Genomic DNA, 24,047 nt, shown 5'->3' on the forward strand with positions numbered 1-24,047 from the left:
AAAAGAGTGCTTTTCCACCACAGGTGCAAATGAACTGTGTGATACCGAGCCCGGTCGCGGCAAGGTCGGCACCCGCAGGGCCGGAAATGCGACTGGACCAGACGAATTCTTGCCTTGAAACCGCAGCGTTGGGTTTCTAGGGTTTCGGCGCATGTACACAAGGAATCCTGAATGCCCCGTTCTGTGATCGACGCGATCGGCAACACGCCTCTGATCCGCCTCAACAAAGCTTCCGAGGAAACCGGCTGCGAGATCCTGGGCAAGGCCGAGTTCATGAATCCGGGACAGTCGGTCAAGGATCGCGCCGGCCTGTTCATCATCCGCGACGCCGAACAACGTGGCCTGTTGAAGCCGGGCGGTGTCATCGTCGAGGGGACAGCCGGCAACACCGGCATCGGGCTGACGCTCGTCGCCAAGGCGCTCGGCTACCGCACCGTCATCGTCATCCCGGATACGCAAAGCCAGGAAAAGAAGGATACGATCCGGCTGCTCGGCGCCGAGCTGATCGAAGTGCCGGCCGTGCCCTACAAGAACCCCAACAATTACGTGAAACTGTCGGGACGGCTGGCCGAGCAGATGGCGAGGAGCGAGCCGAACGGCGCCATCTGGGCCAACCAGTTCGACAATGTCGCCAACCGAGATGGCCATATCCGCACCACGGCCGAGGAAATCTGGACCCAGACCGGCGGCAAGGTCGACGGTTTTGTCTCGGCGGTGGGGTCGGGTGGAACGCTGGCCGGTGTCGGGCTCGGATTGAAGGCCAAGAGCAAGAACGTCAAGATTGCGCTCGCCGACCCTCTTGGCGCCGCGCTCTACAATTTCTACACCAACGGCGAGCTGAAGTCCGAAGGCAGTTCGATCACCGAAGGCATCGGGCAGGGACGCATCACCGCCAATCTCGAAGGCTTCACGCCTGACTTCTCCTACCAGATCAAGGATGAGGACGCGTTGCCGATCGTCTTCGACCTGATCCAGGAAGAAGGCCTGTGCGTCGGCGGTTCGACCGGCATCAACATTGCCGGCGCGATGCGGCTGGCCAGGGAATTGGGCCCGGGGCACACCATCGTGACCATCCTTTGCGACTACGGCACCCGCTACCAGTCGAAATTGTTCAACCCTGACTTCCTGCGCGACAAGAATCTGCCGGTGCCGGGCTGGATGGAACTGCAGAGCAAGATCTCGGTGCCGTTCGAAAAGGTTGCATGATGGCGCACAAGACGGAAGCGCTGTTTCGCGACGATGCCTATCTCAGGACGGCTGAAGCCACGGTCGTCGCCATCAATGAGCGCGGCGGCATCATTCTCGACCGGACGATCTTCTACGCAACCTCGGGCGGGCAGCCGGGCGACACTGGTCATATCGAACGTGCCGATGGCAGCCGCATCGCGATCGCCGCCACGATCACCGGCGAGACCAAGGACGAGATCATCCATGTGCCGGCGCCGGAGCAGGCCATGCTGCGGATCGGTGAGCGCGTGAACCTGCAGATCGACTGGGAGCGCCGGCACCTGCTGATGCGCATGCACGCTGCCTGCCATCTGCTGACAGTCGTCTGTCCATTCCCGATCACCGGGGCGGCGGTCTCCGAGGACGACAGCCGTGTCGATTTCGACATTCCGGACGCCAGCTTCACCAAGGAAGAGGTGACTGCCGGCATGATGGACCTGGTGCAGGCTGATCATCCCATCTTTACCAGGCTGATCAGCGACGAGGAATTGGGCGCCAATCCCGGCCTGGTAAAATCCAAGAATGTCAGACCGCCTGTTGGCACGGGCAAGATCCGTCTCGTCTGCATCGGTGAGAACGCCTCGGTGGACAGCCAGCCCTGCGGCGGTACCCATGTGAAGAGCACCGGCGAGATCGGCGAAATCCACATCGGCAAGATCGAGAAGAAGGGCCGGGAAAACAGGCGCTTCCGCATCCGCTTCGGCCCGATGCCGGTAAATTGAACAGACAGACACCGTCAAAGAGCGGCAGGAGAAAAGATGGCCGAAGACAGCGCTTTCACCGTCGATGCGGACTGGCTGCAGGAGCGGTTGGGCCAGCCGGGCCTGACGATCGTAGACGCCTCCTGGTATCTGCCGGCGCAAAAACGCGACGCGCGCGCCGAGTATGATGCAGCCCATATTCCAGGCGCCCGTTTCCTGGACCAGGATGCCGTTTCGGACCCCGACGCCGCCTTGCCGCATACGCTCGCATCGCCGCAGCATTTTGCTCAGTATGTCGGCGCGATGGGCGTTTCTGCCGATGACACCATCGTCGTCTATGATGGCCCAGGCTTTTTCTCCGCGCCCCGGGCATGGTGGATGTTCCGCGTCATGGGCGTCTTCCAGACCTATATTCTGGACGGCGGCTTCGATGGCTGGAAGGCGTCCGGCCGGCCGATAACGGCCGAACCGACCAAGATCGCGCCAAGTGTCTTTCATGCCGATTTCGACGCTGGTCGCGTCGTCGGCCTAGCCGACATGCGCCGGATCGTCGATACGGGGGCAAGCCAGATTGCCGACGCGCGTGGGGCAGGGCGCTTTACCGGTTCAGAGCCCGAGCCCCGCGTTGGCATCCGCTCCGGCCACATGCCGGGGGCACGCAATATCCCCTATTCGGCGCTTTCCGAAAACGGCAGGCTGCTGCCGAAGGACCGTTTGCGCAAGGTGATTGAGGACGCCGGCATCGACCTGTCGAAGCCCGTTGTCACATCCTGCGGCTCCGGTGTCACGGCCGCGGTGGTCACGCTGGCACTGGAGACGGTTGGCCACACCGACAACAGGCTTTATGACGGCTCATGGACCGAGTGGGGCGGATTGCCCGATACGCCAGTCGTGACCGGCCCAGCCACTACCGGCAAGGAATGAATTGATGGAAAACGGAGTGCTGCAGGACATTGAAGTCACGGTGACTTTTCTCGAAATGCATGCACCTCCGGCCGCCTCGCCACCGGTGCCCTACAACCGCCAGGTCGCACTGCTGAAGACCAGGGACATCCCCTTGCATTTCTACCGCTACCTGATGGACCGGGTGGGGCGCAAATGGCACTGGGTCAATGTTCTGAGGCTGAATGACGATGAGCTGTCGGCCGGAATCCACCGCGAGGATCGCGACATCAGGGTGCTCTATCTCGACGGCTCGCCGGCAGGCTTCTTCGACCTCAAGCCGCATCTGCCTGAGGAAGTCGAGCTCGCCTATTTCGGCATGATGGAACACGCCACCGGGCAAGGCATCGGCCGCTGGTTCCTTGGCTCGGCGATTGCCGCGGCATGGTCGCATGGGCCGAAAAGGGTGACGGTGCAGACCTGCACGCTCGACCACCCCGCAGCCCTGCCGCTCTACCAGAAGCTTGGTTTCAAGCCGGTCGCGCAGAAGAAGGAAATCGTGCATCCCCTGCCTTTCGCCGAGCGCTCGGCAAGCGTCATGCGGCCGTAACTCCAGCCGGAATCTGAACCTTCCGTTCATCGGCGCTTCAGCCTGTCTTTGGCATGTTGCCCGCATTGCCAATGCGGCCGAGGCCGAAGGAGAAAGACATGCTGACCCGACGTACTCTTGCCGCCGCGCTGATTGCGGCGATTGCCATGCCGAGCCTTGCCGCTGCCCAGGCGACGACGCCCTCGGCCGCGACGATCGAGCGAAAGCTCGAGGCGGCACCCCGGGTCAAGCTGCGGCCGAACGAGCGCGTCACCATCCGTGAATTCAAGCGCCGGCCGGACCTGCGCCGCATGGCGCGCTCGATCGATATCCAGTCGATCAATTTCGCCTTTGGCTCCGCGGCGATTTCCAGTTCGCAGTATAACAAGATCGATAACATCGCCGATGCGCTGCGCCGCATCCTGCGTCGCGACCCCGGCGCGCGTGTGCTCATCGAGGGTCATACCGACGCTGTCGGATCGTTTCAGTCGAATCAGGTTCTTTCCGAACAGCGCGCCGCTTCGCTGAAGCGCACGCTGGTGCGTGAATTCGGCGTGCCCGGTTATGCATTGGAGACTGTCGGTTACGGCGAGGAATTCCTGCTGGTGCCGACTCAGAGCGAGAACTGGCAGAATCGCCGGGTGACATTGCGCCGCTTCGACGATTTCATCCGCTGAACGCAGGCGCCGATTCAAACTGATTAGCCGGCTTATATTGTCCCGGCTGGCAATATCGGCGCTTATCCCATTTGGTCTCGGGCCCGATTTGCCGACCGCAGGTCGGCCCTCGACTCTTGGCAGGAATCGGGTGGGAAGCATCGAAGGGGAAGCATAATTTCCGCTCAACCACACCGGAGATCATGCGATGACCATCCAGTTCAAAGCTCTGCCGACCGAAGATGTGCAAGCGCTGCAGGGGGGTGGGCCAGACGCCTATGGCAACACGCCCGAGCGCCAGGTTTCCGACGGTGACGGCATGCCTTGCCGGCATTGTTTGAAGAACATCGCCGCCGGCGATGACTACCTCGTCCTGGCCTACCGGCCGTTCCCGCAGCTTCAGCCTTATGCCGAGACGGGCCCCATCTTCCTGCACGCGCAGGAATGCGAACGCGCTGTTGAGGCGGAGATCATTCCCGAGATACTGGAAAGCGCCGACTATATCGTGCGCGGCTACGGCAAGGACGACCGCATTGTCTATGGCAGCGGCGGCGTCATCCCAACCGACGCTATAGTAGCGCGGGCGGAAACCCTGTTTGAGCGTGAAGACATTGCCTATGTGCATGTCCGCTCGGCGCGCAACAATTGCTACCAATGCCGGATCGAGCGCGCGTGAGGGCCAGGGATTGGCGATAGAAAGCTTCTGTCGCACTGCTGTCGCACGAACGCGCTAGAAAGCCATTGTCGATCGATTGGCCGACCGCGGATGAACCGGCGGCAATCTCGATATCGAGGAAGCGGGGCTTTGGCTCCGCTTTTTTGTTGCCCAGATTTCACCGCGCCATATCTCAAGCAACGAAAAAGCCCGCCGGCAACGCCGGCGGGCTTTTTGTAGGTTTGCCTGGAGGGCTTAGTTGAACTTGTACTTCGCGCCGATACGCACGGTATGGAAGGACGACGTAGAGGTAATGGAGTCGTCAGGCAGCCCCACCTCGGATGAGAAATCTTTCTTGGCGAATTGCGAGTAGCGATACTCAACACCCAAGGTAACATTGCTGGATATTGCCGTTTCCAGACCACCACCAACAGAGAAACCGCTGGAGCCCCAATCGAGGATGTCGCCGACCGGGTCCGAAGCGTTCAAGTCGAAATGCTGCCAACTGTAGCCAGCCAGCGCGTAGGCGAGGGTCGATTCATTCATTTTCATGCCGGCGCGGCCAAGCACATCGAAACCGTAGTCGGTATCGACATTGATCGATCCGCCGCCGAGGTCCAGCTTCGAGGTCATGCCGGAATAGCGGGCGTCCACCATGATGCCAGCGACCCAGCTGCCGAAGTCGTGGTCATAGCCGACATTCAGCTCGCCAAGCACGCCTTCACCGCCGAGGCCGTTGAACTTCGCGCCGCCAAGCGGTGGGATTTCGATCTGGTGCACCGACGCACCCGCGCCCAAACCGCCACCGATATAGAAGCCGGACCAGTTATAGGCGGGCGTTTCAAACGAAGTGGCGGCACCGTTCTGCGCCCCGAAGCGATAGCTGGCGGCAACCTGGAATGTGTGCCGCGACGTATCGAGATTGAGAAGGCCATCCGGAGCCCCGATAAGGCCGGCCTCGGAAAGGAGATCGTCCTTGGTGCCGAAGCGTGTATAGCGATACTCGGTCTTGATCGTCCAATTGCTGTTAATGGCCGTTTCGAGACCACCACCGACGAAATATCCGCTCTGGTCCCAATCGAAACCAAAGCCGGCGTTGGAATCAAGCTTGTACTTCTGCCAGGAATAGCCGCCCAGCACGTAGCCCAGCGTGTTCGGGGTAAGCAGATACCCTACGCGCAGACCAGCGTCGAAACCGTATGTCTCCTGGATCGAGGCGTTGAAACCACCGGCGTCGAGCTTGGTTTTGATGTCGCCGGCATGGACGTCCAGCAATCCGCCGAGCAGGAAGCGGGGCGAGACCATGTAGTCGTAGCCAGCGGTAAGTTCGCCGTAAACGCCTTCACCGCCAATGCCATTCAATGACAAGGGAGCAAAATCGCTGCTCAACTTATGGACGTTGGCTCCGGCGCCTACGCCGAAGCCGACATAAACGCCGCTCCAGTTAAAACCGGATGCCTCTACCGGCTGCACGACGTCGGCCGCATGAGCCGCCGACATCAAAGCCACGACAGAAACCGCGCCGAGAAGAATAGATTTCGCAGTAATGCGAACAAACATAGCCCGTACCCCTAATGAATAAACCCGGGGTGTTCCTAGCAGGGAGTCGGCCAATACAGGTATGACAAAAATGCAACAGCGGGAGGCTAAGTGCCCTTACGGCACACGCTTCGATGGATCCCCTGGGAAGCAGGTTTGGAGCATCATTGCCAAAAGAAAAAGCCCGCCGGAGCGAACCGGCGGGCAAAAGTGTAAGTTGACTTTTTCTGGGTGTATCAGGCCGCGAGCACGGCTTTCGGCTCGACCAGTTCGTAGCCGAGCGCTTCGGCGACCGCGCGGTTGGTGATCTTGCCTTTGTGGACGTTGAGGCCGTTGCGCAAATGATGGTCGTCGACCAGCGCCTTCAGGCCCTTGTCGGCGAGCTGCAGGCCGTAATGCAGCGTTGCGTTGTTCAGCGCATGGGCCGAAGTGACCGGCACAGCGCCTGGCATGTTGGCGACGCAGTAGTGGATAACGCCGTCGACTTCGTAAGTCGGCTCGGCGTGGGTGGTCGCATGAGAGGTCTCGAAGCAGCCGCCCTGGTCGATGGCGACATCGACCAGCACCGAGCCCTTCTTCATGCCGGACAGCATTTCACGGGTGACCAGCTTAGGCGCGGCCGCGCCCGGGATGAGCACGGCGCCGACGACGATGTCGGCCGAGAAGCATTCTTCCTCGAGCGCCTCGACGGTCGAGTAACGGGTGTGGACCCGGCCGGCGAAGAGGTCATCGAGCTGGCGCAGACGCGGGATCGAGCGGTCGATGATGGTGACATCGGCGCCAAGGCCGGCGGCCATGCGGGCCGCATGCAGGCCTACGACGCCGCCGCCGAGCACGGTGACCTTGCCTGGCAGCACGCCGGGCACGCCGCCAAGCAGCACGCCGCGGCCGCCATTGGCCTTCTGCAGCGCCGTGGCGCCGGCCTGGATCGACAGGCGACCCGCGACTTCCGACATCGGCGCCAGCAGCGGCAGCCCGCCACGATCGTCGGTCACGGTTTCATAGGCGATCGCCGTGACGCCCGAAGCGAGCAGGCCCTTGGTCTGCTCCGGATCCGGGGCCAGGTGGAGATAGGTGTACAGGATCTGGCCTTCGCGCAATTGCACCCACTCATTGGGCTGCGGCTCCTTGACCTTGACGATCATGTCCGACTTGGCGAACACGTCGGCGGCGGTCTTGGCGATGGTGGCGCCTGCAGCACGATAGGCGTTGTCGTCGGCGCCGATACCGGCACCGGCACCAGCCTCGACCAGCACTTCGTGGCCGTGGGCCACATATTCGCGGACCGAACCCGGCGTAAGGCCGACACGGTATTCGTGGTTCTTGATTTCCTTGGGGCAGCCGACGCGCATTTTCTTCTCCTGATCCGGGCCCTTTTGGGCTCACTCCCTGATTGTCGGAGTGAACCATGAATCGGCTCGCAAGTGTTTGCGAATGCGCTTGCGCGAACAGGAGGGTTTCGATAATCGTTGCGCGAAATAGCAGTATATTCGCAGGATTCACGAAGAATGCCGCTCGACAGGATTGATATCGCCATTCTGGAGACATTGCAGAAGGATGGCCGGATGCCGAATGCGGCCCTTGCCGAAAAGGTCGGCCTGTCGCAATCGGCCTGTTCGCGCCGGCTTGATAATCTGGAAAAATCCGGAACCATCCGCGGCTACCACGCCCGGTTGTCCAATGCGGCCCTTGGCCATCAGATGACGGCGATCGTCCACATATCCCTCTCCGGCCAGTTCGAGAAGACGCTGTCGGATTTCGAGGCGGCGATCAAACGCTGTCCGAACGTGCTGTCGTGCCACCTGATGTCGGGCGAGTACGACTATATCCTGCGGATCGCGGCCAAGGATCTCGTCGACTACGAGCGCATCCACAAGGAATGGCTGTCGGCGATGCCGCATGTAACGAAGATCAATTCGTCCTTCGCCTTACGTGAAATCGTCGACCGGACGGCCATGGGGCTAAAGCCGGAAATGGCTTAACGCCAAAGGCACACCCGGACGTCCTTCCCAATATAGCATGCGCCTTCGCGGTGAAGGTCTTCCCAACGTTCATCACCGTGAGTCGCGCGAATATCCGAGTTACCATAGCCGTCCCAAATATCGCCGTCCTTGTAGACGGCTGCCCAGTAATCCTCGGACATTTCACCAGCCCCACTATGCGTGTCAGGATAGTCGATACCCGCGAAAACTTGCCGGGGTCCCTGGATATTGAAATCGCCGCCCTTCTCGATTTGATAGGAGCATTTTCCGGATATGCGGGTCTGACCGTCAACAACAAGCAGGCAACGGCCCCATTTGTAACCGCTCGGCAAACGATGTCGTTGCGCGAGCGCGGGCGAAAAGGAAACAGCGATTGCAACGGCAGCCGCCATGGTACGCCCGATCATCTTGTCACCCATCGTGAAGCAGCCACTGTGAGGAGCGACCGGACAGTGTTGGTTCCCCAGGGCGCATGTCTAGGCAATCCTCCGCGGCACCGTGCTTTGAAAATCAGATTATTTATCGACCAAGTCGGATTTTTGTCACGTGACATTTGCGCTGCTTCCGCGCGGGGTAACCAGAAATCCGACCGGTCTCATTGGACCAAACAGGCTCTTACGCCTCCGTCACGATCCGATCCATCGGGATGTCGTGAGGTTGCGGATAGATGGTCGCGATGCGCTGCAATTCGTAGCCAACGCCGATGACCAGCGGCTTGAACGGCATGGCGGCCAGCGTGCGGTCGAAGAAGCCGCCGCCATAGCCCAGCCGATAGCTTGCCGGATCGATGCCGACAATGGGCGAGATGACGATGTCCGGCAGTACCGGATCGCCTTCGGCCGGGATCGGGATGTTCCAGACGCCTTTTTCCAACCGGTCGCCCGGTTTGTAGGCGCGGAAGATCAACGGTTGACCCTTTTCGACGACGATGGGCAGCGCGGTGCGGCCATCGCGTTCGTTGATAGACGCCATCCATGGCCGTAAATCCGGCTCGCCCCGAAACGGCCAGTAAAGGCTGACCATCCGGCCCGCTATGTCACCGATGATCGTGTCGAGGCCTTCCGCGATGCGCCGCGACATTGCGGTTCGGGCATCGGCGGAAACGGCAAGGCGCGCCGCGATCAGGCGTTCACGCTCGGCCTTTCGCCAGCGTCTCACGTCGGTCCAGTCGCTGAGTGGTGCCTGGAACGCGGGATCGAGTTCATGCATGAAGCAGGGCGGCGAAGAATACTGCGCCGGTCCTTCGTCCTCATGATCGTTGGTCATGCCTCACCTCATCTCGTGTTCGATGACGCTATACCTCGCGATACGATACAACATGTGCGTTCACGACATGGAACGACGAGTCTCGGGCACTGTCCTGCCATTGTTGCATTGCACAAAAACACCTACATCCAGGGCAGGCAATCTTGCCCATCAGGGGTGATGAAATGAGCGATGCCAGACATCATCTCGTCGTCGTCGGCGCCGGGTTCGGCGGCCTCGAATTCACCCGCGCGCTGGCTGGCGCGCCGGTGCGCATCACCATGATCGACAAGCGCAACCATCATCTGTTCCAGCCGCTGCTCTATCAGGTGGCAACCACGGCGCTGGCGACCTCGGAGGTGGCCTGGCCGATCCGCCATCTCCTGCGCAAGCGCAAGGATGTGACCACGCTGCTGGCCAATGTCACAGGAGTAGACCGGACCGGCAAACGTGTTGTGCTCGATGATGGCAGCGCCGTCGCCTACGACACGCTGGTGCTCGCCACCGGCGCGCGGCACGCCTATTTCGGCCATGACGAATGGGAGCCTTTCGCGCCGGGCCTGAAGACGCTGGAGGACGCCACCACCATTCGGCGCCGCATCCTTCTGGCCTTCGAGCAGGCGGAACGGGAACCCGACCCTGCCAGGCGCCAGGCGCTGCTGACCATTGCCATCGTCGGCGGCGGGCCGACCGGCGTCGAACTTGCCGGAACCATTGCCGAACTGGCGCATGACACGCTGCGCGGCGAATTCCGCAACATCGACACGCGCCAGACGCGCGTGGTGCTGATCGAGGCCGGCGACAGCATCCTGGCCAATTTCGCGCCGAAGCTCTCCAATTATGCCGTGAAGGCGCTGGAGCGGCTTGGTGTTGTGGTCGAGCTTGGCCGGGCCGTTACGCGCTGCGATGCCGAAGGCGTGGTTTTTGGCGATACCGTTCTGCCGGCCCGCACGATCCTGTGGGCAGCCGGCGTTGCCGCTTCGCCCGCCGCTGAATGGCTGGGCGCGAACGCGGACCGGGCCGGCAGGGTATTGGTCGAGCCTGATCTCAGCGTGCCCGGCAGCCCGGAGATTTTTGTCATCGGCGACGCCGCCCTTGTGCTGCGGCCCGACGGGCGGCCGGTGCCCGGCGTGGCGCCTTCCGCCAAGCAGGAGGGCCGCCATGTTGCCGCGACCGTCAGGGCCAGGCTTGCCGGCGACACGGGGCCGCGGCCTTTCCACTACAAGCATGCCGGTGATCTGGCGACGATCGGCAAGCGCGCCGCCGCGATCGATTTCGGCTGGATCAAGCTGACCGGCTGGCTCGCCTGGTGGCTGTGGGGCATTGCGCATATCTATTTCCTGATCGGTTTCCGCAACCGGCTTGCCGTTTCGCTGAGCTGGCTATGGATCTATGTCACGGGCCAGCGCAGCGCCCGGCTGATTACCCAGGGCGACGACGACAAGACCTGACTTTCTTCACCGAGCCTTTCATCCGGCCGTCATCTGTTGCTGATGGATTGGCGTGCCGATGCGCGCGACTTCTTGAGTGGACTTGAGCCGATTTCAGCGCGAAGTTCGCTTCGGGGCAGGGGCATGTCAGGTCGTCGAAGAAGGAGAAAACATGTCGCAACTGCTCCATCCCGTCTCTCGCCGTGGTCTCCTTGCGGGGGTCGCCGCCACAGGGGCGCTGATCATGCTTCATCCCTTCTCCGCCCGTGCGCAGGCCAACCAGGCGCATCTGAGGATCATGGAGACCACCGATATCCATGTGAACGTGCTGCCCTATGATTATTACGCCGACAAAGCCAATGACACGATGGGCCTGTCGCGCACGGCGTCCCTCATCGACGCGGTGCGCAAGGAAGCCGCCAATTCGATGCTGATCGACAATGGCGACCTTTTGCAGGGCAACCCGATGGGCGACTACATTGCCTATGAGAAGGGCCTGAAGGAGGGCGATCTCCATCCGATCATGAAAGGCATGAACCTGCTCGGTTACGAGTGTTCGACACTTGGCAACCACGAGTTCAACTACGGCCTGTCCTTCCTGGACAAGGTACTGGCCGGCGCCAATTTCCCGTTCGTCTGCGCCAATCTGATCCGGGGCACCGAGCTTGCCGCCAATCCGCGCGACGACAAGCTCTACCTCAAGCCCTACATAATCCTGGACAAGAAGATCAAGGACGGTTCAGGCACCGAGCAACCGATCAAAATCGGCATCATCGGCTTCGTACCGCCGCAGGTCATGGTCTGGGATCTCAAGAATCTCGAAGGCAACGTCAAGACGCGCGACATCGTCGAAGCGGCGAAGGCCTGGGTGCCGCAGATGAAGGAGGAGGGCGCCGACATCGTCATCGCGCTCTCGCATTCCGGCATCGACGTCAAGCAGGGTGACATGATGGAGAACGCCTCGTTCTTCGTCGCCGGCGTCGAAGGCATCGACGCGGTCTTCACCGGCCACCAGCACCTGGTCTTTCCCGGCAAGAAGGATTTCCAGGGGCTCGAGGGCGTTGATACACAGAAGGGTACGCTGCAGGGCAAGCCCGCCGTCATGGGCGGTTTCTGGGGCTCGCATATGGGCCTGATCGACCTGATGCTGGAACGCGATGGGTCGAAGTGGAAAGTGGTCTCGGCGACCTCGGAGGCGCGGCCGATCTTCGAGCGTGTCGACAACAAGAACAAGCCGACTGTCGCCGACGACAAGCGCATCATCGCTGCTCTCGAGCAGGACCACCAGGCGACGCTCGCCTATGTGCGCCGCCCTGTCGGCAAGACCTCGGCGCCGCTCTATTCCTATTTCGCGCTGGTGGCCGATGATCCTTCGGTGCAGATCGTCAACCAGGCGCAGAGCTGGTATCTCAAGGATATCCTGAAGAGCACCCAGTGGAAGGACGTGCCGATGTTATCGGCGGCGGCGCCCTTCAAGGCCGGCGGGCGCAACGGCGCCGACTACTACACCGACGTGCCGGTGGGCGATGTCGCAATCAAGAACGTCGCCGACCTCTATCTCTATCCGAACACGGTTCGCGCGGTTGAGATCACGGGTGCCCAGGTCAAGGAATGGCTGGAGATGTCGGCCGGCATCTTCAAGAAAATCGAGGCAGGAAAAGCCGACCAGCCGCTGATCGACACCGAATTCCCATCCTATAATTTCGACGTCATAGATGGCGTAACCTACAAAATAGATTTGTCGCAGCCACCGAAATACGATGCCAAGGGCGCCGTCGCCAATGCCGGTTCCAATCGCATTGTCGACCTGAAATTCGACGGCAAACCGATTGATCCAGCAGCGAAATTCGTCGTTGCGACCAACAACTACCGTGCCGGCGGCGGTGGCAACTTTCCCGACATCAATGCCTCGAAGATCATCTACGAAGCGCCGGACACCAACCGCGACGTCATCGTCCGCTACGTCGTCAGCCAAGCCACCATCAACCCGTCGGCGGATGGCAACTGGTCGTTCGCGCCGCTGCCAGGAAGCAGCGTCGTCTTCGAGACAGGCGTCAAGGCAAAGGACTTCATCGCCGATGTGAAGTCGCTCAAGATCGAGCCGGTGGGCGAGGGCGAATCTGGTTTCGCCCGATACCGCATCCTTCTCTGATCGACTATCAGGGCTGGATGCGGCCGGTCTTGGCCGCATCCCCGTGCGGAAGATGACCTCGCCATAGCGAGGGAGGAGCAGTCGGATCGCTCGGCACGGTCAAGAGCCTCATCCCCGCGGGTGCATGGACCTCGTGGATGGTCGATGTCCGGGTGTTGTCGATGAGATCGCTGTCCCCAGCCTACGCCTTGTAGACCACCTGGCGCACGTCGATATAGCTGGTGCGGAAACCGGCCTCGCAATAATGCAGGTAGAATTCCCAGAGCTTCTTGAAACGGTCGTCGAAGCCGAGCGGCACGATCTTCTCCCACGACCCCCGGAAACGCTGGCGCCATTCGGCAAGCGTGCGGGCATAGTCCTCGGGGAAAACGTGTTCGCGTAAATGGGCAAGGCCGTGCGCGGCGCCAAGCGACTTCAGGATGGACGGCGTCGGCAGCATGCCGCCCGGGAAGACGTAGCGCTGGATGAAATCCGGCCTGGCGCGATAGGTGTCGTAGGCGGCTTCGTTGATGGTGATGATCTGCAGGCCCGCGGTGCCGCCGGGCTTCAGGCAGGCCTTCATCTTGGAGAAGAATACCGGCCAGTATTTCTCGCCGACCGCCTCGAACATCTCGATCGAGGCGATGCGATCGTAGGTCCCGGTTTCATCACGGTAATCCTGCAACTTGATGTCGACCTTGTCGGCAAGCCCGGCCTTGGCGATGCGTGCCTTGGCGAAATCGTGCTGCTCGCGGCTGATGGTCAATCCGGTAACCCGGCAGCCGATTTCGCGTGCCGCGAACTCGGCAAAGCCGCCCCAGCCGCAACCTATCTCCAGCACGTGATCCTTTCCGCCGATGCCCGTATCCCTGGCCAGCGCCCGGTATTTGGCGGCCTGGGCGCTCTCGAGATCATTGGCGCCATTGGCGTAAAGCGCCGAGGAATAGGTCATGCTCGGGTCGAGCCATTCCTTGTAGAAGGCGTTGCCGAGATCGTAATGCGCCGAGATATTGCGCTTTGACCCTTTGCGTGTGTTCTCGTTGAACCAGTGGCGGATGCGCTGGGCCGTGTTGATGAGCCAACTGGCGCCGCCCGCGACGCGTTCGCCGATCGCCGAATTGACCACGAACAGTTCGAGGAAGCTGGTGACGTCAGGGCTTTCCCAATCGCCGTCCATATAGGATTCGGCAACGCCGATCGTGCCGCCGGAAAAGGCGCGGCCCGGCAGACGCCAGTTCTTGAGCACAAGTTCGGCGTCGGGGCCTGGCGCCTTGCCGCCGACGAGGACGGCACGGCCGTCCGGCATCCTGACTTTCAGCGAACCACGCGGCAGGTTCATGGCCGCCGACAGCACCATGCGCGCCTTGGCCGGCAGGCCCTTGACGATCTCGGCGAAATTGAATTCGTCGAGCCTGACCGCGTCGCCCGGCGCTATGCCATGATGTTCCCCGTGTGCCATTCCATGCCCCTGGATCTCCGTGCTGTCGGCGCAATTGCCAAGCCACGGTTCTCTTGGATCATCCGCCGGGTTCAAACACCGTTGCCTGGTCCCGGCAGCTGCGGGTTCGACGGCAGGCGGGCTCGAACGAAAGCGCGCGCCCCTTAGCAGAGCTTCAGCGCTTCCCAGTGAATGCCTGCCACAATCTTCCACGCCATGAGGGGGAACTTCAAGAGGCATGCCGAGAGCTGGACTGTGCCACGCGGCGCCCGGCATCTGCCGCCCTGCGTCAGGCCGCTGCGGCCCGAAATCAAAAACGCCTATGGCAGCCGCATCGCTTGTGCGATAGCTTTAGCCATGCGTTATGTAATCGTGATTGCCGCCATCGCGTTCTTCCTGATCTGGGACGGTCTCTACAATCAAGGCCGGTATCTCGACGTCGCGGTCAGGGAAGTTTCCCATGCGGTGCGCTACGTCACCGGCAAGGCCTAGACGTCCCTGGGCAGGCCGGCGCTTCATCCCTGATCCGCGCGAACCGAGGTCCAGCACCGATCGAGGCGCGTCGCAAGGACGCGTGGCGCCATGACCGGTTGACGCAAAGGGACCGCCGTCACAAAAGACCCCGACATTCAGATCGAGGAGGCGGGATTGATCCGGCATATCGTTTTCTTCAGCGCGCGGCGCAAGGAAGATGTGGAAGCTGTTCGTACCGGGCTGCTGGCGCTCGGCGACATTCCTCATTGCAGCCTCTTCGAGGTCACGCTGAACACCAAGGTCGACCCGCTGTCGGATGAAGTCGATGTCGTCGTTTACGCGGAATTCGCCGATGACGCGGCGCTGGCAGCCTACAAGGCGCACCCGCTCTATGCGCGGACCACCAGCAAGGTCAAACCATTGCGCGAGCTGCGTTATTCGGCCGATGTCGTGGCCGGACGCTGATCCGGCGCCTGCTCCAGAAGGTGCCGTTTGCAGCGGCGACTTTCCCGATAGAGCGTGCTGTGCGAACCATGCGCCGCCGCCGGCGGCATTGCGATCAAGTCTTGAACCGACCTTCGGAATGATGCACATCGCGCCTGCATGACCCCAACCACATCAGCCATTCATCCGCTCGATCATCTGGTTCTGCCGACGCAGACCGTCGACACCGCGCGGATCCGGCTCACCGCGCTGGGCTTCGTCGTCGCTCCGACCGGCATCCATCCCTTTGGCACGGAAAACTGCTGCGTGTTCCTTGCCGACGGCACCTATCTGGAGCCGCTCGTGATTGGCAGCGAACAGGCTGCGACGGAGGCTGCCGCCGAGGGCAACGTCTTCGTTGCGCGCGATCGCCTCTATCGCGAAAGCCTTGGTAACGAGGGATTTTCCGCGGTGGTTCTTGGCACTGACAATGCCGATGACGACCATGAACGCTATGTCGAAGCCGGCCTGTCGGCGGGAGACACGCTGAGCTTCTCGCGAGCCTTCACCGACACGGCTGGCAAAAGCGATACCGCCTCGTTCAAGCTCGCTTTTGCTTCGGCCAATCATGCCAGGGACGCTTTTCTTTTTGCCTGCCAGCGCATCAACGCGCCGAAAGTGGACCGCGCGGCCTTGCAGGCTCATCCCAACGGCGTCGATGGGGTCGTCGAGGTGATTGCAATCAGCAGTGCGCCCTCCGAACAGCACAGGCTGATCGCGGTGGCGGTCAATGAACCGTCCGCCGGCGGTCCGGACGGCGCGTTCGCCTTGCCGAACGCAACATTGCGTGTGCTCGATCCCGCGTCTTACGCCGCGCGCTTTGGCATCCCGACCGGCCCGGCGACGGAGCTTCGTTTCGCCGCCGTGGTATTTGCGATCCGAAGCGCCGATGCCGCTGCGAGGCTGCTTGCAGCCAACTCAATCCAGCACGATATAGCGGGCACCGACATTGTCGTGCCGCCGGCAGCCGGCCAAGGCGCGGCTTTCATCTTCCGGGAGACCAAATGAGCAAGTCCCAAGCACCAAATTCGACGGCGCCCAATTCTTCGGTAACGGTCGGCAATGTCATCTTCGACAATGCGGCACCCTTGGCGCTGATCGCTGGCCCGTGCCAGTTCGAATCGCGCCAACACGCCTTCGACATGGCCGGTGCGCTGAAGGAGCTGACCGGCAGGCTCGGCATCGGCCTCGTCTACAAGACCAGCTACGACAAGGCCAACCGCACCTCGCTGTCGGCGACGCGCGGTGCCGGCATGGACGCCGCACTTCCCGTGTTCGACGAGTTGCGAAAGGAATTCTCGCTGCCGGTGCTGACCGACGTTCACACGGAGGAGCAGTGCGCCATCGTTGCACCGCATGTCGATGTGCTGCAGATACCGGCCTTCCTGTCGCGCCAGACCGACATGCTGGTCGCCGCCGCGAGGACGGGCAAGGTCATCAATGTGAAGAAAGGACAGTTCCTCGCCCCCTGGGACATGAAGAACGTGGTCGCCAAGATCACCGGTTCCGGCAATGCCAATGTGCTGACCACCGAGCGCGGTGCTTCTTTCGGCTACAATACACTGGTGTCGGATATGCGCGCTCTGCCTATCATGGCCGAGATCGGCGCGCCGGTGATCTTCGACGCCACCCATTCGGTGCAGCAGCCGGGCGGGCAGGGCGGGTCGTCTGGCGGGGAGCGCCGCTTTGTCGAGACGCTGGCCCGCGCGGCCGTTGCCGTCGGCGTTGCCGGCGTCTTTATCGAGACTCATCAGGACCCCGACAATTCGACCTCCTCCGACGGTCCGAACATGGTGCCGCTGAAAGATATGCCGGCGCTGCTCGAAAAGCTGATGGCGTTGGACCGGGTAGCGAAGGGCCACTAATCCTAGGCTTTCTGCCCGTGCTTGTGGTTGCCAGGGGCCAGTTGTACGCTCGGCAGGCAAATGAGCGTTTTGGCAGGAGGAAGCCATGTCCGTCGCCCGCGTCACCGAAATCACCTCATCGTCGAAGAAGAGCTTTCAGGACGCCATCGAGCAAGGAATCGCCCGCGCCGCCAAAACCCTGAAGAATGTCGAAGGGGCCTGGATCCAGGATCAGAAGATCGTTGTCGTGGACGGCAAGATCGCGGCCTATCGCGTCAACATGAAGGTGACTTTCATCCTCGCGGAGTGATCGGGCAGCCGCCAAAAAGTCGGGAACTTTCGCCCGCGCGCCTCATTGTCAAAGTGCAGATTAACGACAACGAGGAGCAAACAATGACAACGCAAACAGGCCACACCGAAGCCATTGCCGCTTCGCGAGTGATCGGCACTACCGTCTACAATACCCAAGGCGACGGCATCGGCAGCATCGAGGACGTCATGCTCGATAAGACGTCGAACGGCATCATGTTCGCGGTGATCGGATTTGGCGGCTTTCTCGGTATTGCCGAGAAGTACCATGCCATTCCCTGGGCGAGCCTCGACTACGACGAGGACAAGGGCGGCTATGTCGTACCCTTCACCAAGGAACAGCTGAAGGCAGCGCCCGCCCATTCGATCAACGAGTTGGCCGGCGCCGATGGCGAGAGCGTGCGCGACGAGTCCTACGAATATTATAAGGTTACGCCCTACTGGCACTGACGCCACAACCGAAAAGGGGGCCGTTTCGACGGCCCCCTTTTCGATTCGAGGCAACGCTACTCGCTAATGTGCAAGGCCGGCAAAGGCGCAATGGCCTTTGGCGGTGGCTGCTGATTGTCGCACGACGTCAGGAACGCCGCCGCGATCAGGAACAGACTGACGATACCGCTCAACTCGGACATGGCGAAACTCCTCCTGTTTCGCCCCGCGCGACAACAGCCTTAACCCGGAATGCGCCCCTTGTGGCATGACTTATGATGACAGAAACTTGCGCTTCGTGAATCGCGCGGGCGGCAATATTCGGCCAGGGCCCGATTGCCTTTTGCGTCGCTTTGGCTAAGACGGGCGCGACGTTTTCTCCAGATCAAATCGAGGACATCGCAATGACCGCCATCATCGATATTGTCGGGCGTGAAATCCTGGACAGCCGCGGAAACCCGACCGTCGAGGTCGATGTCGTTCTCGAAGACGGTTCAATGGGCCGCGCCGCGGTACCGTCGGGCGCCTCGACCGGCGCCCATGAGGCCGTCGAACTGCGCGACGGCGGCGCCCGCTACCTCGGTAAGGGCGTGCTCAAGGCCGTCGAAGCGGTCAACGGCGAACTGTTCGAGGCGATCGGCGGCATGGAAGCCGAAAACCAGATCCATATCGATCAGATCATGATCGAGCTTGACGGCACGCCTAACAAGAGCCGGCTCGGCGCCAACGCCATTCTGGGCGTTTCGCTGGCGGTGGCGAAAGCCGCGGCCGATGCCGCCGGCCTGCCGCTCTATCGCTATGTCGGCGGCACAAAGGCGCATATCCTGCCCGTGCCGATGATGAACATCATCAATGGTGGCGCGCATGCCGACAATCCGATCGACTTCCAGGAATTCATGATCCTGCCGGTCGGCGCGCCGACGCTGCGTGAAGGCGTGCGCTGGGGTTCGGAAGTCTTCCACACGCTGCGCAAGAAGCTGAAGGATGCCGGCCACAACACCAATGTCGGCGACGAGGGCGGCTTCGCGCCGAACCTGAAGAGCGCGCCGGTGGCGCTCGATTTCATCATGGAATCGATCGAGAAGGCCGGTTTCAAGCCGGGCGAAGAGATCGCGCTCGGCCTCGATTGCGCCGCGACCGAATTCTTCAAGGACGGCAACTACGTCTATGAGGGTGAGAAGAAGACACGCGATCCCAAGGCGCAGGCCAAGTACCTCGCCAAGCTCGCCGCCGATTACCCGATCATCTCGATCGAGGACGGCCTTGCCGAAGATGACTGGGAAGGCTGGAAATACCTGACCGACCTGATCGGCAAGAAGACGCAGCTTGTCGGCGACGATCTTTTCGTCACCAACACGGCGCGGTTGCGCGACGGCATCCGCATGGGCGTTGCCAATTCGATCCTGGTCAAGGTCAACCAGATCGGCTCGCTGACCGAGACGCTCGACGCGGTCGAGACCGCGCACAAGGCAGCCTACACCGCCGTCATGTCGCACCGTTCGGGCGAGACCGAGGATTCGACCATCGCCGATCTCGCCGTCGCCACCAATTGCGGGCAGATCAAGACCGGCTCGCTGTCGCGCTCCGACCGCATGGCCAAATACAACCAACTGATCCGCATCGAGGAAGAACTCGGCAAGCAAGCGCGCTACGCCGGCAAGTCGGTGATCAAGAGCTGATCCGGCCGCGCATCTTTGGTATCGAAAGGGCGGGACATCCCGCCCTTTTTCATTTCAGGCTGGGCTGGGCCGCCGCCCGTAACCGTCCGTTAAGCACAATCAGGCGAAAAAGGCGTCGAGCCGTTTGAGTTCGCGGCCACGGGGAATCGGTCATGTGGACGCGTCAGCACAAGCAGAGAAATACCGGGCGGCTGATCATTCCTTCGCTGTGCGTGGTGTTCCTGGCCTATTTCGGCTTTCACGCTTATCACGGCGAATTCGGTATCAATTCCAAATACAAGCTGGAGGCCGAAACGGTCGCGCTGCAGGGTCAGCTCGAGGCGATCAGGGCGCGCAGGATGGAACTCGAACGGCGGGTCAAGCTCATGCATGATGGCACGCTGGAGAGGGACATGCTCGATGAGCAGGCGCGTAAAGCGCTTAATCTGTCCCAGGCCGACGAGATCACCATCATGCTGCCGGTTTCGGAGAAGTAACCGGTTTTCGGTTAATCAGCAATATTTTCAATGATTTTAATCGCTTAGGCGCATGCCAGCTATGCAATTTCGACATGGCGGAACGCCTTTCTACGTGTTAGCCTCCCATAAATCGAAGGGGAGGGCGATCTCCCCGGAGCAGGTTGATCTTGCTCCAGTGTCCGCAAAGAGACGCCAACAGGGAGTGATGCATGGCCACCGCAGCCAGAAAAGCGCCTGCCAAATCGAAATCCGACGGCAAATCCGGCCTGTCAGCACCCAAGCCTGCTGACTTCACCAAGGACGAAGAGCTTGCCGCCTACCGGCACATGCTGCTCATCCGCCGGTTTGAGGAAAAGGCCGGCCAGCTCTATGGCATGGGCTTCATCGGCGGCTTCTGCCACCTCTACATTGGCCAGGAGGCGGTCGTCACCGGCATGAAGATGGCGCTGATCGACGGCGACCAGATGATCACGGCCTATCGCGATCACGGCCACATGCTGGCGATGGAGCTTTCGCCGCGTGGCGTGATGGCTGAGCTGACCGGACGCCGCGGCGGCTTGTCCAGGGGCAAGGGCGGCTCCATGCACATGTTCTCCAAGGAGAAGCATTTCTATGGCGGTCACGGCATCGTCGGCGCGCAGGTGTCGCTCGGCACCGGTCTGGCCTTCGCCAACCGCTACCGCGACAACAACAATGTCTCGCTGACCTATTTCGGCGACGGCGCAGCCAACCAGGGCCAGGTCTATGAGAGCTTCAACATGGCCTCGCTGTGGAAGCTGCCGGTGATCTACATCATCGAGAACAACCGCTACGCCATGGGCACCTCGGTGTCGCGCTCTTCAGCGGAGACTGACTTCTCGCACCGTGGCGCTTCCTTCAAGATTCCCGGCATCCAGGTCGACGGCATGGATGTGCGCGCGGTCAAGGCCGCCGGCGATCTCGCCACCGAATGGTGCCGCGCCGGCAATGGCCCGCTGATCCTCGAAATGCAGACCTACCGCTATCGCGGCCACTCGATGTCCGATCCTGCGAAATACCGGTCGAAGGAAGAAGTGCAGAAGATGCGCTCCGAGCATGACCCGATCGAGCAGGTCAAGGCGCGGCTGATCGAGAAGAAGTGGGCGACCGAGGACGAGCTCAAGACCATCGACAAGGAGGTTCGCGACATCGTCGCCGACGCCGCCGAATTTGCCCAGAACGATGCCGAGCCGGATCCGTCCGAGCTCTGGACCGATATCGTATTGTAAGGGAGGGCCAGGACATGCCGATCGAAATTCTCATGCCCGCTCTCTCGCCGACCATGGAAGAGGGCAATCTTTCCAAGTGGTTGAAGAACGAGGGCGACAAGGTCGTCGCCGGTGACGTCATCGCCGAGATCGAGACCGACAAGGCGACGATGGAAGTCGAAGCCGTCGACGAAGGTACGCTGGGCAAGATCCTGATCGCCGCCGGCACCGAAGGCGTCAAGGTCAACACGCCGATCGCCGTTCTGCTCCAGGACGGCGAGAGCGCCGCCGACGTCGGCAAGTCCGCGGCGGCTCCCGCCAAGGCGGAAGTACCGGCAAAGGCGGAAGCGCCGGCCGAGGACAAGGCGGAGGTGGCAAAGCCGGCCTCTGCACCAGTCGCGGCCGCACCGAAAACGGAAATCGCCGCCGATCCGGATATTCCCGCCGGTACCGAAATGGTCTCAACCACAGTGCGCGAAGCGTTACGCGACGCCATGGCCGAGGAAATGCGCCGCGACGGCGATGTCTTCGTCATGGGCGAGGAAGTTGCCGAATACCAGGGCGCCTACAAGATCACGCAGGGCCTGCTGCAGGAATTCGGGCCGCGTCGCGTCGTCGACACGCCGATCACCGAACATGGTTTTGCCGGCGTCGGCGTCGGTGCTGCGATGGCGGGCCTCAAGCCGATCGTCGAGTTCATGACCTTCAACTTCGCCATGCAGGCGATCGACCAGATCATCAACTCGGCCGCCAAGACGCTCTATATGTCCGGCGGCCAGATGGGCGCGCCAATCGTGTTCCGTGGGCCGAACGGCGCGGCCGCCCGTGTCGCCGCACAGCACTCGCAGTGCTATGCCGCCTGGTACAGCCACATTCCAGGCCTGAAAGTCGTGATGCCGTATACGGCCGCCGACGCCAAGGGCTTGCTCAAGGCGGCGATCCGCGATCCGAACCCGACCATCTTCCTCGAGAACGAAATCCTCTACGGCCAGTCCTTCGACGTGCCGAAGCTGGACGACTTCGTGCTGCCGATCGGCAAGGCGCGCATCCACAAGACGGGCAAGGATGTCACCATCGTCTCCTTCGGTATCGGCATGACCTATGCGGTCAAGGCGGAAGCCGAGCTGCGCGGCATGGGCATCGACGCCGAGATCATCGACCTCAGGACCATCCGTCCGCTCGATCTCGACACCGTCATCGCCTCGGTCAAGAAGACCAACCGGCTGGTCGTGGTCGAAGAAGGCTACCCGCAGAATTCGGTCGGCGACCATATCGCCAACCAGGTGTCGCAACGCGCCTTCGATTTCCTCGACGCGCCGGTCATCACCATTGCCGGCAAGGACGTGCCGATGCCCTATGCGGCCAACCTCGAAAGGCTGGCATTGCCGAATGTCGGCGAGGTCATCGAGGCCGTCAAAGCCGTCGCATATCGCTAGGGAGCAATGCGGATGCTGTCTTTCTGGACGTTGGCAGCCATCATTGTTCCCACTGTCGTGGTCGCCTTTCTCGTGCGATCGATGACGGGGAAGTTCGATGCGGTTCTGTTGATGCTCAGCGGTGCCGCGTCGCTGGTTCTTGCTATTGTGGCAACTGCTTCCGCAAAGGTCGACCAGACCGGCAGCATGATGACGCTCGAGATGGGCAAGGGTAGCTACCATTTCGGTGTCTTGCCACCTGTGTTCATCGTCGCCACGCTGACCGTCATGCGCGGCCTTTTCAAATTCATCCAGGAGTGAGCGATGCCTATCAACATCACCATGCCGGCCCTGTCGCCCACGATGGAAGAAGGCAATCTGTCAAAATGGCTGGTCAAGGAAGGTGACAAGGTTTCGCCGGGCGATGTCATTGCCGAGATCGAGACCGACAAGGCGACGATGGAAGTTGAAGCCGTCGATGAGGGCACTGTCGCCAAGCTGGTCGTGCCGGCCGGAACCGAAGGGGTCAAGGTCAACGCGCTGATCGCCGTGCTTGCCGCCGAAGGCGAAGATGCGGGCGCTGCCGCGAAAAGCGGTGGCGCACCGGCGAAAGCCGAGGCCAAGCAGGACAGGGCGCCAATCTCCCCACCCGTGGGGGAGATGTCGACGAAGTCGACAGAGGGGGGCGCTGTTCCTCCAGCAGCCAAGAGCGAGGCGCCCCCCTCTGGCCTGCCGGCCATCTCCCCCACAAGGGGGGAGATCAGCCAATCGGCCGAGCGCACCTTTGCGTCGCCGCTCGCGCGCCGCATCGCCAAGGAGGCGGGGGTCGATGTGTCGGCCGTGACCGGCACCGGTCCGCATGGCCGGGTGGTGAAGGCCGATGTCGACGCCGCGATCGCCGGTGGCGGCGCCAAGGCAGCACCGGCAGCCAAGGCTCCGGCTGGTGCGCCTTCCGCTGCTCCGGCTGTAAAGGCAATGTCGGACGATCAGGTGCTGAAGCTGTTCGAGCAAGGCTCTTACGAACTCGTCCCGCACGACAATATGCGCAAGACCATCGCGCGGCGCCTGGTCGAGGCCAAGACCACCATCCCGCATTTCTACCTGACGCTCGACTGCGAGCTCGACGCGCTGCTTTCGCTGCGCACGCAGCTCAATGCGGCGGCACCGGTGAAGAAGACCGACAAGGGTGAGGCGCCCGCCTACAAGCTGTCGGTCAACGACATGGTGATCAAGGCGATGGCCATGGCGCTGAAGG

Annotated in this window: 28 protein-coding genes; 21 read left to right on the plus strand and 7 right to left on the minus strand. The window is 61.6% G+C overall.

Features of this window, described 5'->3' with window-relative positions:
* Nucleotides 1-171: 171 nt before the first annotated feature.
* From EN861_RS15920 to EN861_RS15945, 6 genes are all read left to right on the plus strand, one after another.
* A complete protein-coding gene (locus EN861_RS15920; protein WP_135867749.1) occupies nt 172-1,206 on the plus strand; it encodes a cysteine synthase A in 1,035 nt (344 codons plus the stop codon).
* Nucleotides 1,206-1,949, plus strand: a complete 744-nt coding sequence (locus EN861_RS15925) for an alanyl-tRNA editing protein (RefSeq protein WP_135867750.1) — start codon at nt 1,206-1,208, stop codon at nt 1,947-1,949. Before EN861_RS15920 ends, EN861_RS15925 begins: the two co-directional genes overlap by 1 nt.
* Before the next feature lie 36 nt (nt 1,950-1,985).
* Nucleotides 1,986-2,852, plus strand: coding sequence for a 3-mercaptopyruvate sulfurtransferase (gene sseA, locus EN861_RS15930; protein ID WP_127280901.1), 867 nt, complete (start codon nt 1,986-1,988; stop codon nt 2,850-2,852).
* Between the two features lie 4 nt (nt 2,853-2,856).
* The gene (locus EN861_RS15935) at nt 2,857-3,420 is read left to right on the plus strand and encodes a GNAT family N-acetyltransferase (RefSeq protein ID WP_127280900.1); all 564 of its coding nucleotides are present in this window, start codon (nt 2,857-2,859) and stop codon (nt 3,418-3,420) included.
* A 98-nt stretch (nt 3,421-3,518) separates the two neighbouring features.
* A complete protein-coding gene (locus tag EN861_RS15940) occupies nt 3,519-4,076 on the plus strand; it encodes an OmpA family protein (protein ID WP_127869346.1) in 558 nt (185 codons plus the stop codon).
* Between the two features lie 187 nt (nt 4,077-4,263).
* Complete coding sequence (locus EN861_RS15945; RefSeq protein WP_127869345.1) at nt 4,264-4,731, plus strand: DUF1203 domain-containing protein; 468 nt, start codon at nt 4,264-4,266, stop codon at nt 4,729-4,731.
* 234 nt (nt 4,732-4,965) lie between these two features.
* On the opposite strand, the gene EN861_RS15950 is transcribed toward EN861_RS15945, so the two are convergent.
* Together EN861_RS15950 and ald are read right to left on the minus strand one after the other, a co-directional pair.
* Nucleotides 4,966-6,270 carry an outer membrane beta-barrel protein gene (locus EN861_RS15950; protein ID WP_127869344.1) on the minus strand — a complete coding sequence of 435 codons (1,305 nt, stop codon included), beginning with the start codon at nt 6,268-6,270 and terminating at the stop codon, nt 4,966-4,968.
* Between the two features lie 215 nt (nt 6,271-6,485).
* Nucleotides 6,486-7,601 (minus strand): alanine dehydrogenase, encoded by a 1,116-nt coding sequence (gene ald / locus EN861_RS15955; protein ID WP_019858003.1) that lies wholly within the window; start codon nt 7,599-7,601, stop codon nt 6,486-6,488.
* Nucleotides 7,602-7,757: 156 nt separating this feature from the next.
* On the opposite strand from ald, the gene EN861_RS15960 reads away from it, so the two are divergent.
* Entirely contained in the window at nt 7,758-8,231 is a 474-nt protein-coding gene (locus EN861_RS15960; RefSeq protein ID WP_015317948.1) for an Lrp/AsnC family transcriptional regulator, read from the plus strand.
* On the opposite strand, the gene EN861_RS15965 is transcribed toward EN861_RS15960, so the two are convergent.
* Together EN861_RS15965 and EN861_RS15970 are read right to left on the minus strand one after the other, a co-directional pair.
* Nucleotides 8,228-8,650, minus strand: coding sequence for a hypothetical protein (locus tag EN861_RS15965; protein ID WP_127280884.1), 423 nt, complete (start codon nt 8,648-8,650; stop codon nt 8,228-8,230). The genes EN861_RS15960 and EN861_RS15965 overlap by 4 nt on opposite strands.
* A gap of 196 nt (nt 8,651-8,846) precedes the next feature.
* Nucleotides 8,847-9,497: a 5-formyltetrahydrofolate cyclo-ligase gene (locus tag EN861_RS15970; protein ID WP_127280883.1), complete on the minus strand. Its 651-nt coding sequence runs from the start codon at nt 9,495-9,497 to the stop codon at nt 8,847-8,849.
* A gap of 164 nt (nt 9,498-9,661) precedes the next feature.
* Here EN861_RS15970 and EN861_RS15975 point away from each other — a divergent pair, with 164 nt between their 5' ends.
* Nucleotides 9,662-10,927 (plus strand): NAD(P)/FAD-dependent oxidoreductase, encoded by a 1,266-nt coding sequence (locus EN861_RS15975; RefSeq protein WP_135867751.1) that lies wholly within the window; start codon nt 9,662-9,664, stop codon nt 10,925-10,927.
* Nucleotides 10,928-11,078: 151 nt separating this feature from the next.
* Nucleotides 11,079-13,058 carry a bifunctional 2',3'-cyclic-nucleotide 2'-phosphodiesterase/3'-nucleotidase gene (locus tag EN861_RS15980; protein WP_135867752.1) on the plus strand — a complete coding sequence of 660 codons (1,980 nt, stop codon included), beginning with the start codon at nt 11,079-11,081 and terminating at the stop codon, nt 13,056-13,058.
* 181 nt (nt 13,059-13,239) lie between these two features.
* Here EN861_RS15980 and EN861_RS15985 read toward each other — a convergent pair whose 3' ends face one another.
* Both EN861_RS15985 and EN861_RS36835 read right to left on the minus strand, forming a co-directional pair.
* Nucleotides 13,240-14,496 carry a cyclopropane-fatty-acyl-phospholipid synthase family protein gene (locus EN861_RS15985; RefSeq protein ID WP_127280092.1) on the minus strand — a complete coding sequence of 419 codons (1,257 nt, stop codon included), beginning with the start codon at nt 14,494-14,496 and terminating at the stop codon, nt 13,240-13,242.
* A 143-nt stretch (nt 14,497-14,639) separates the two neighbouring features.
* The gene (locus EN861_RS36835) at nt 14,640-14,789 is read right to left on the minus strand and encodes a DUF1365 family protein (RefSeq protein WP_335930800.1); all 150 of its coding nucleotides are present in this window, start codon (nt 14,787-14,789) and stop codon (nt 14,640-14,642) included.
* Between the two features lie 43 nt (nt 14,790-14,832).
* Between EN861_RS36835 and EN861_RS36645 the strand changes: the two genes are divergently transcribed.
* The 6 genes from EN861_RS36645 (at nt 14,833) to EN861_RS16010 (ending at nt 18,035) form a co-directional block, all read left to right on the plus strand.
* The gene (locus tag EN861_RS36645) at nt 14,833-14,967 is read left to right on the plus strand and encodes a hypothetical protein (protein ID WP_272482999.1); all 135 of its coding nucleotides are present in this window, start codon (nt 14,833-14,835) and stop codon (nt 14,965-14,967) included.
* Between the two features lie 156 nt (nt 14,968-15,123).
* Nucleotides 15,124-15,414 carry a Dabb family protein gene (locus EN861_RS15990; RefSeq protein ID WP_127280091.1) on the plus strand — a complete coding sequence of 97 codons (291 nt, stop codon included), beginning with the start codon at nt 15,124-15,126 and terminating at the stop codon, nt 15,412-15,414.
* A gap of 138 nt (nt 15,415-15,552) precedes the next feature.
* Nucleotides 15,553-16,440, plus strand: coding sequence for a VOC family protein (locus tag EN861_RS15995; protein WP_135867753.1), 888 nt, complete (start codon nt 15,553-15,555; stop codon nt 16,438-16,440).
* Complete coding sequence (gene kdsA, locus EN861_RS16000) at nt 16,437-17,297, plus strand: 3-deoxy-8-phosphooctulonate synthase (protein ID WP_127869339.1); 861 nt, start codon at nt 16,437-16,439, stop codon at nt 17,295-17,297. Before EN861_RS15995 ends, kdsA begins: the two co-directional genes overlap by 4 nt.
* Before the next feature lie 85 nt (nt 17,298-17,382).
* A complete protein-coding gene (locus EN861_RS16005) occupies nt 17,383-17,586 on the plus strand; it encodes a dodecin family protein (protein WP_127281030.1) in 204 nt (67 codons plus the stop codon).
* 83 nt (nt 17,587-17,669) lie between these two features.
* Nucleotides 17,670-18,035: a PRC-barrel domain-containing protein gene (locus EN861_RS16010; RefSeq protein WP_127281031.1), complete on the plus strand. Its 366-nt coding sequence runs from the start codon at nt 17,670-17,672 to the stop codon at nt 18,033-18,035.
* 56 nt (nt 18,036-18,091) lie between these two features.
* On the opposite strand, the gene EN861_RS36650 is transcribed toward EN861_RS16010, so the two are convergent.
* Nucleotides 18,092-18,217 (minus strand): hypothetical protein, encoded by a 126-nt coding sequence (locus EN861_RS36650; protein ID WP_127281032.1) that lies wholly within the window; start codon nt 18,215-18,217, stop codon nt 18,092-18,094.
* A 201-nt stretch (nt 18,218-18,418) separates the two neighbouring features.
* On the opposite strand from EN861_RS36650, the gene eno reads away from it, so the two are divergent.
* The 6 genes from eno to EN861_RS16045 all read left to right on the plus strand — a co-directional run.
* A complete protein-coding gene (gene eno / locus EN861_RS16020; protein WP_135867754.1) occupies nt 18,419-19,693 on the plus strand; it encodes a phosphopyruvate hydratase in 1,275 nt (424 codons plus the stop codon).
* A gap of 152 nt (nt 19,694-19,845) precedes the next feature.
* Nucleotides 19,846-20,169, plus strand: coding sequence for a septum formation initiator family protein (locus tag EN861_RS16025; protein WP_127280535.1), 324 nt, complete (start codon nt 19,846-19,848; stop codon nt 20,167-20,169).
* 191 nt (nt 20,170-20,360) lie between these two features.
* The gene (gene pdhA / locus EN861_RS16030) at nt 20,361-21,398 is read left to right on the plus strand and encodes a pyruvate dehydrogenase (acetyl-transferring) E1 component subunit alpha (RefSeq protein WP_127869335.1); all 1,038 of its coding nucleotides are present in this window, start codon (nt 20,361-20,363) and stop codon (nt 21,396-21,398) included.
* Nucleotides 21,399-21,412: 14 nt separating this feature from the next.
* Complete coding sequence (locus EN861_RS16035; protein WP_127869334.1) at nt 21,413-22,813, plus strand: pyruvate dehydrogenase complex E1 component subunit beta; 1,401 nt, start codon at nt 21,413-21,415, stop codon at nt 22,811-22,813.
* A 12-nt stretch (nt 22,814-22,825) separates the two neighbouring features.
* Nucleotides 22,826-23,113, plus strand: coding sequence for a hypothetical protein (locus EN861_RS16040; RefSeq protein ID WP_127280532.1), 288 nt, complete (start codon nt 22,826-22,828; stop codon nt 23,111-23,113).
* A gap of 3 nt (nt 23,114-23,116) precedes the next feature.
* Nucleotides 23,117-24,047, plus strand: a 931-nt coding sequence (locus EN861_RS16045; RefSeq protein WP_135867755.1) for a biotin/lipoyl-containing protein, incomplete at its 3' end; no start/stop codon positions are given.

It is taken from the genome of Mesorhizobium sp. M8A.F.Ca.ET.218.01.1.1 (assembly GCF_004791165.1).
Classification (GTDB): domain Bacteria; phylum Pseudomonadota; class Alphaproteobacteria; order Rhizobiales; family Rhizobiaceae; genus Mesorhizobium.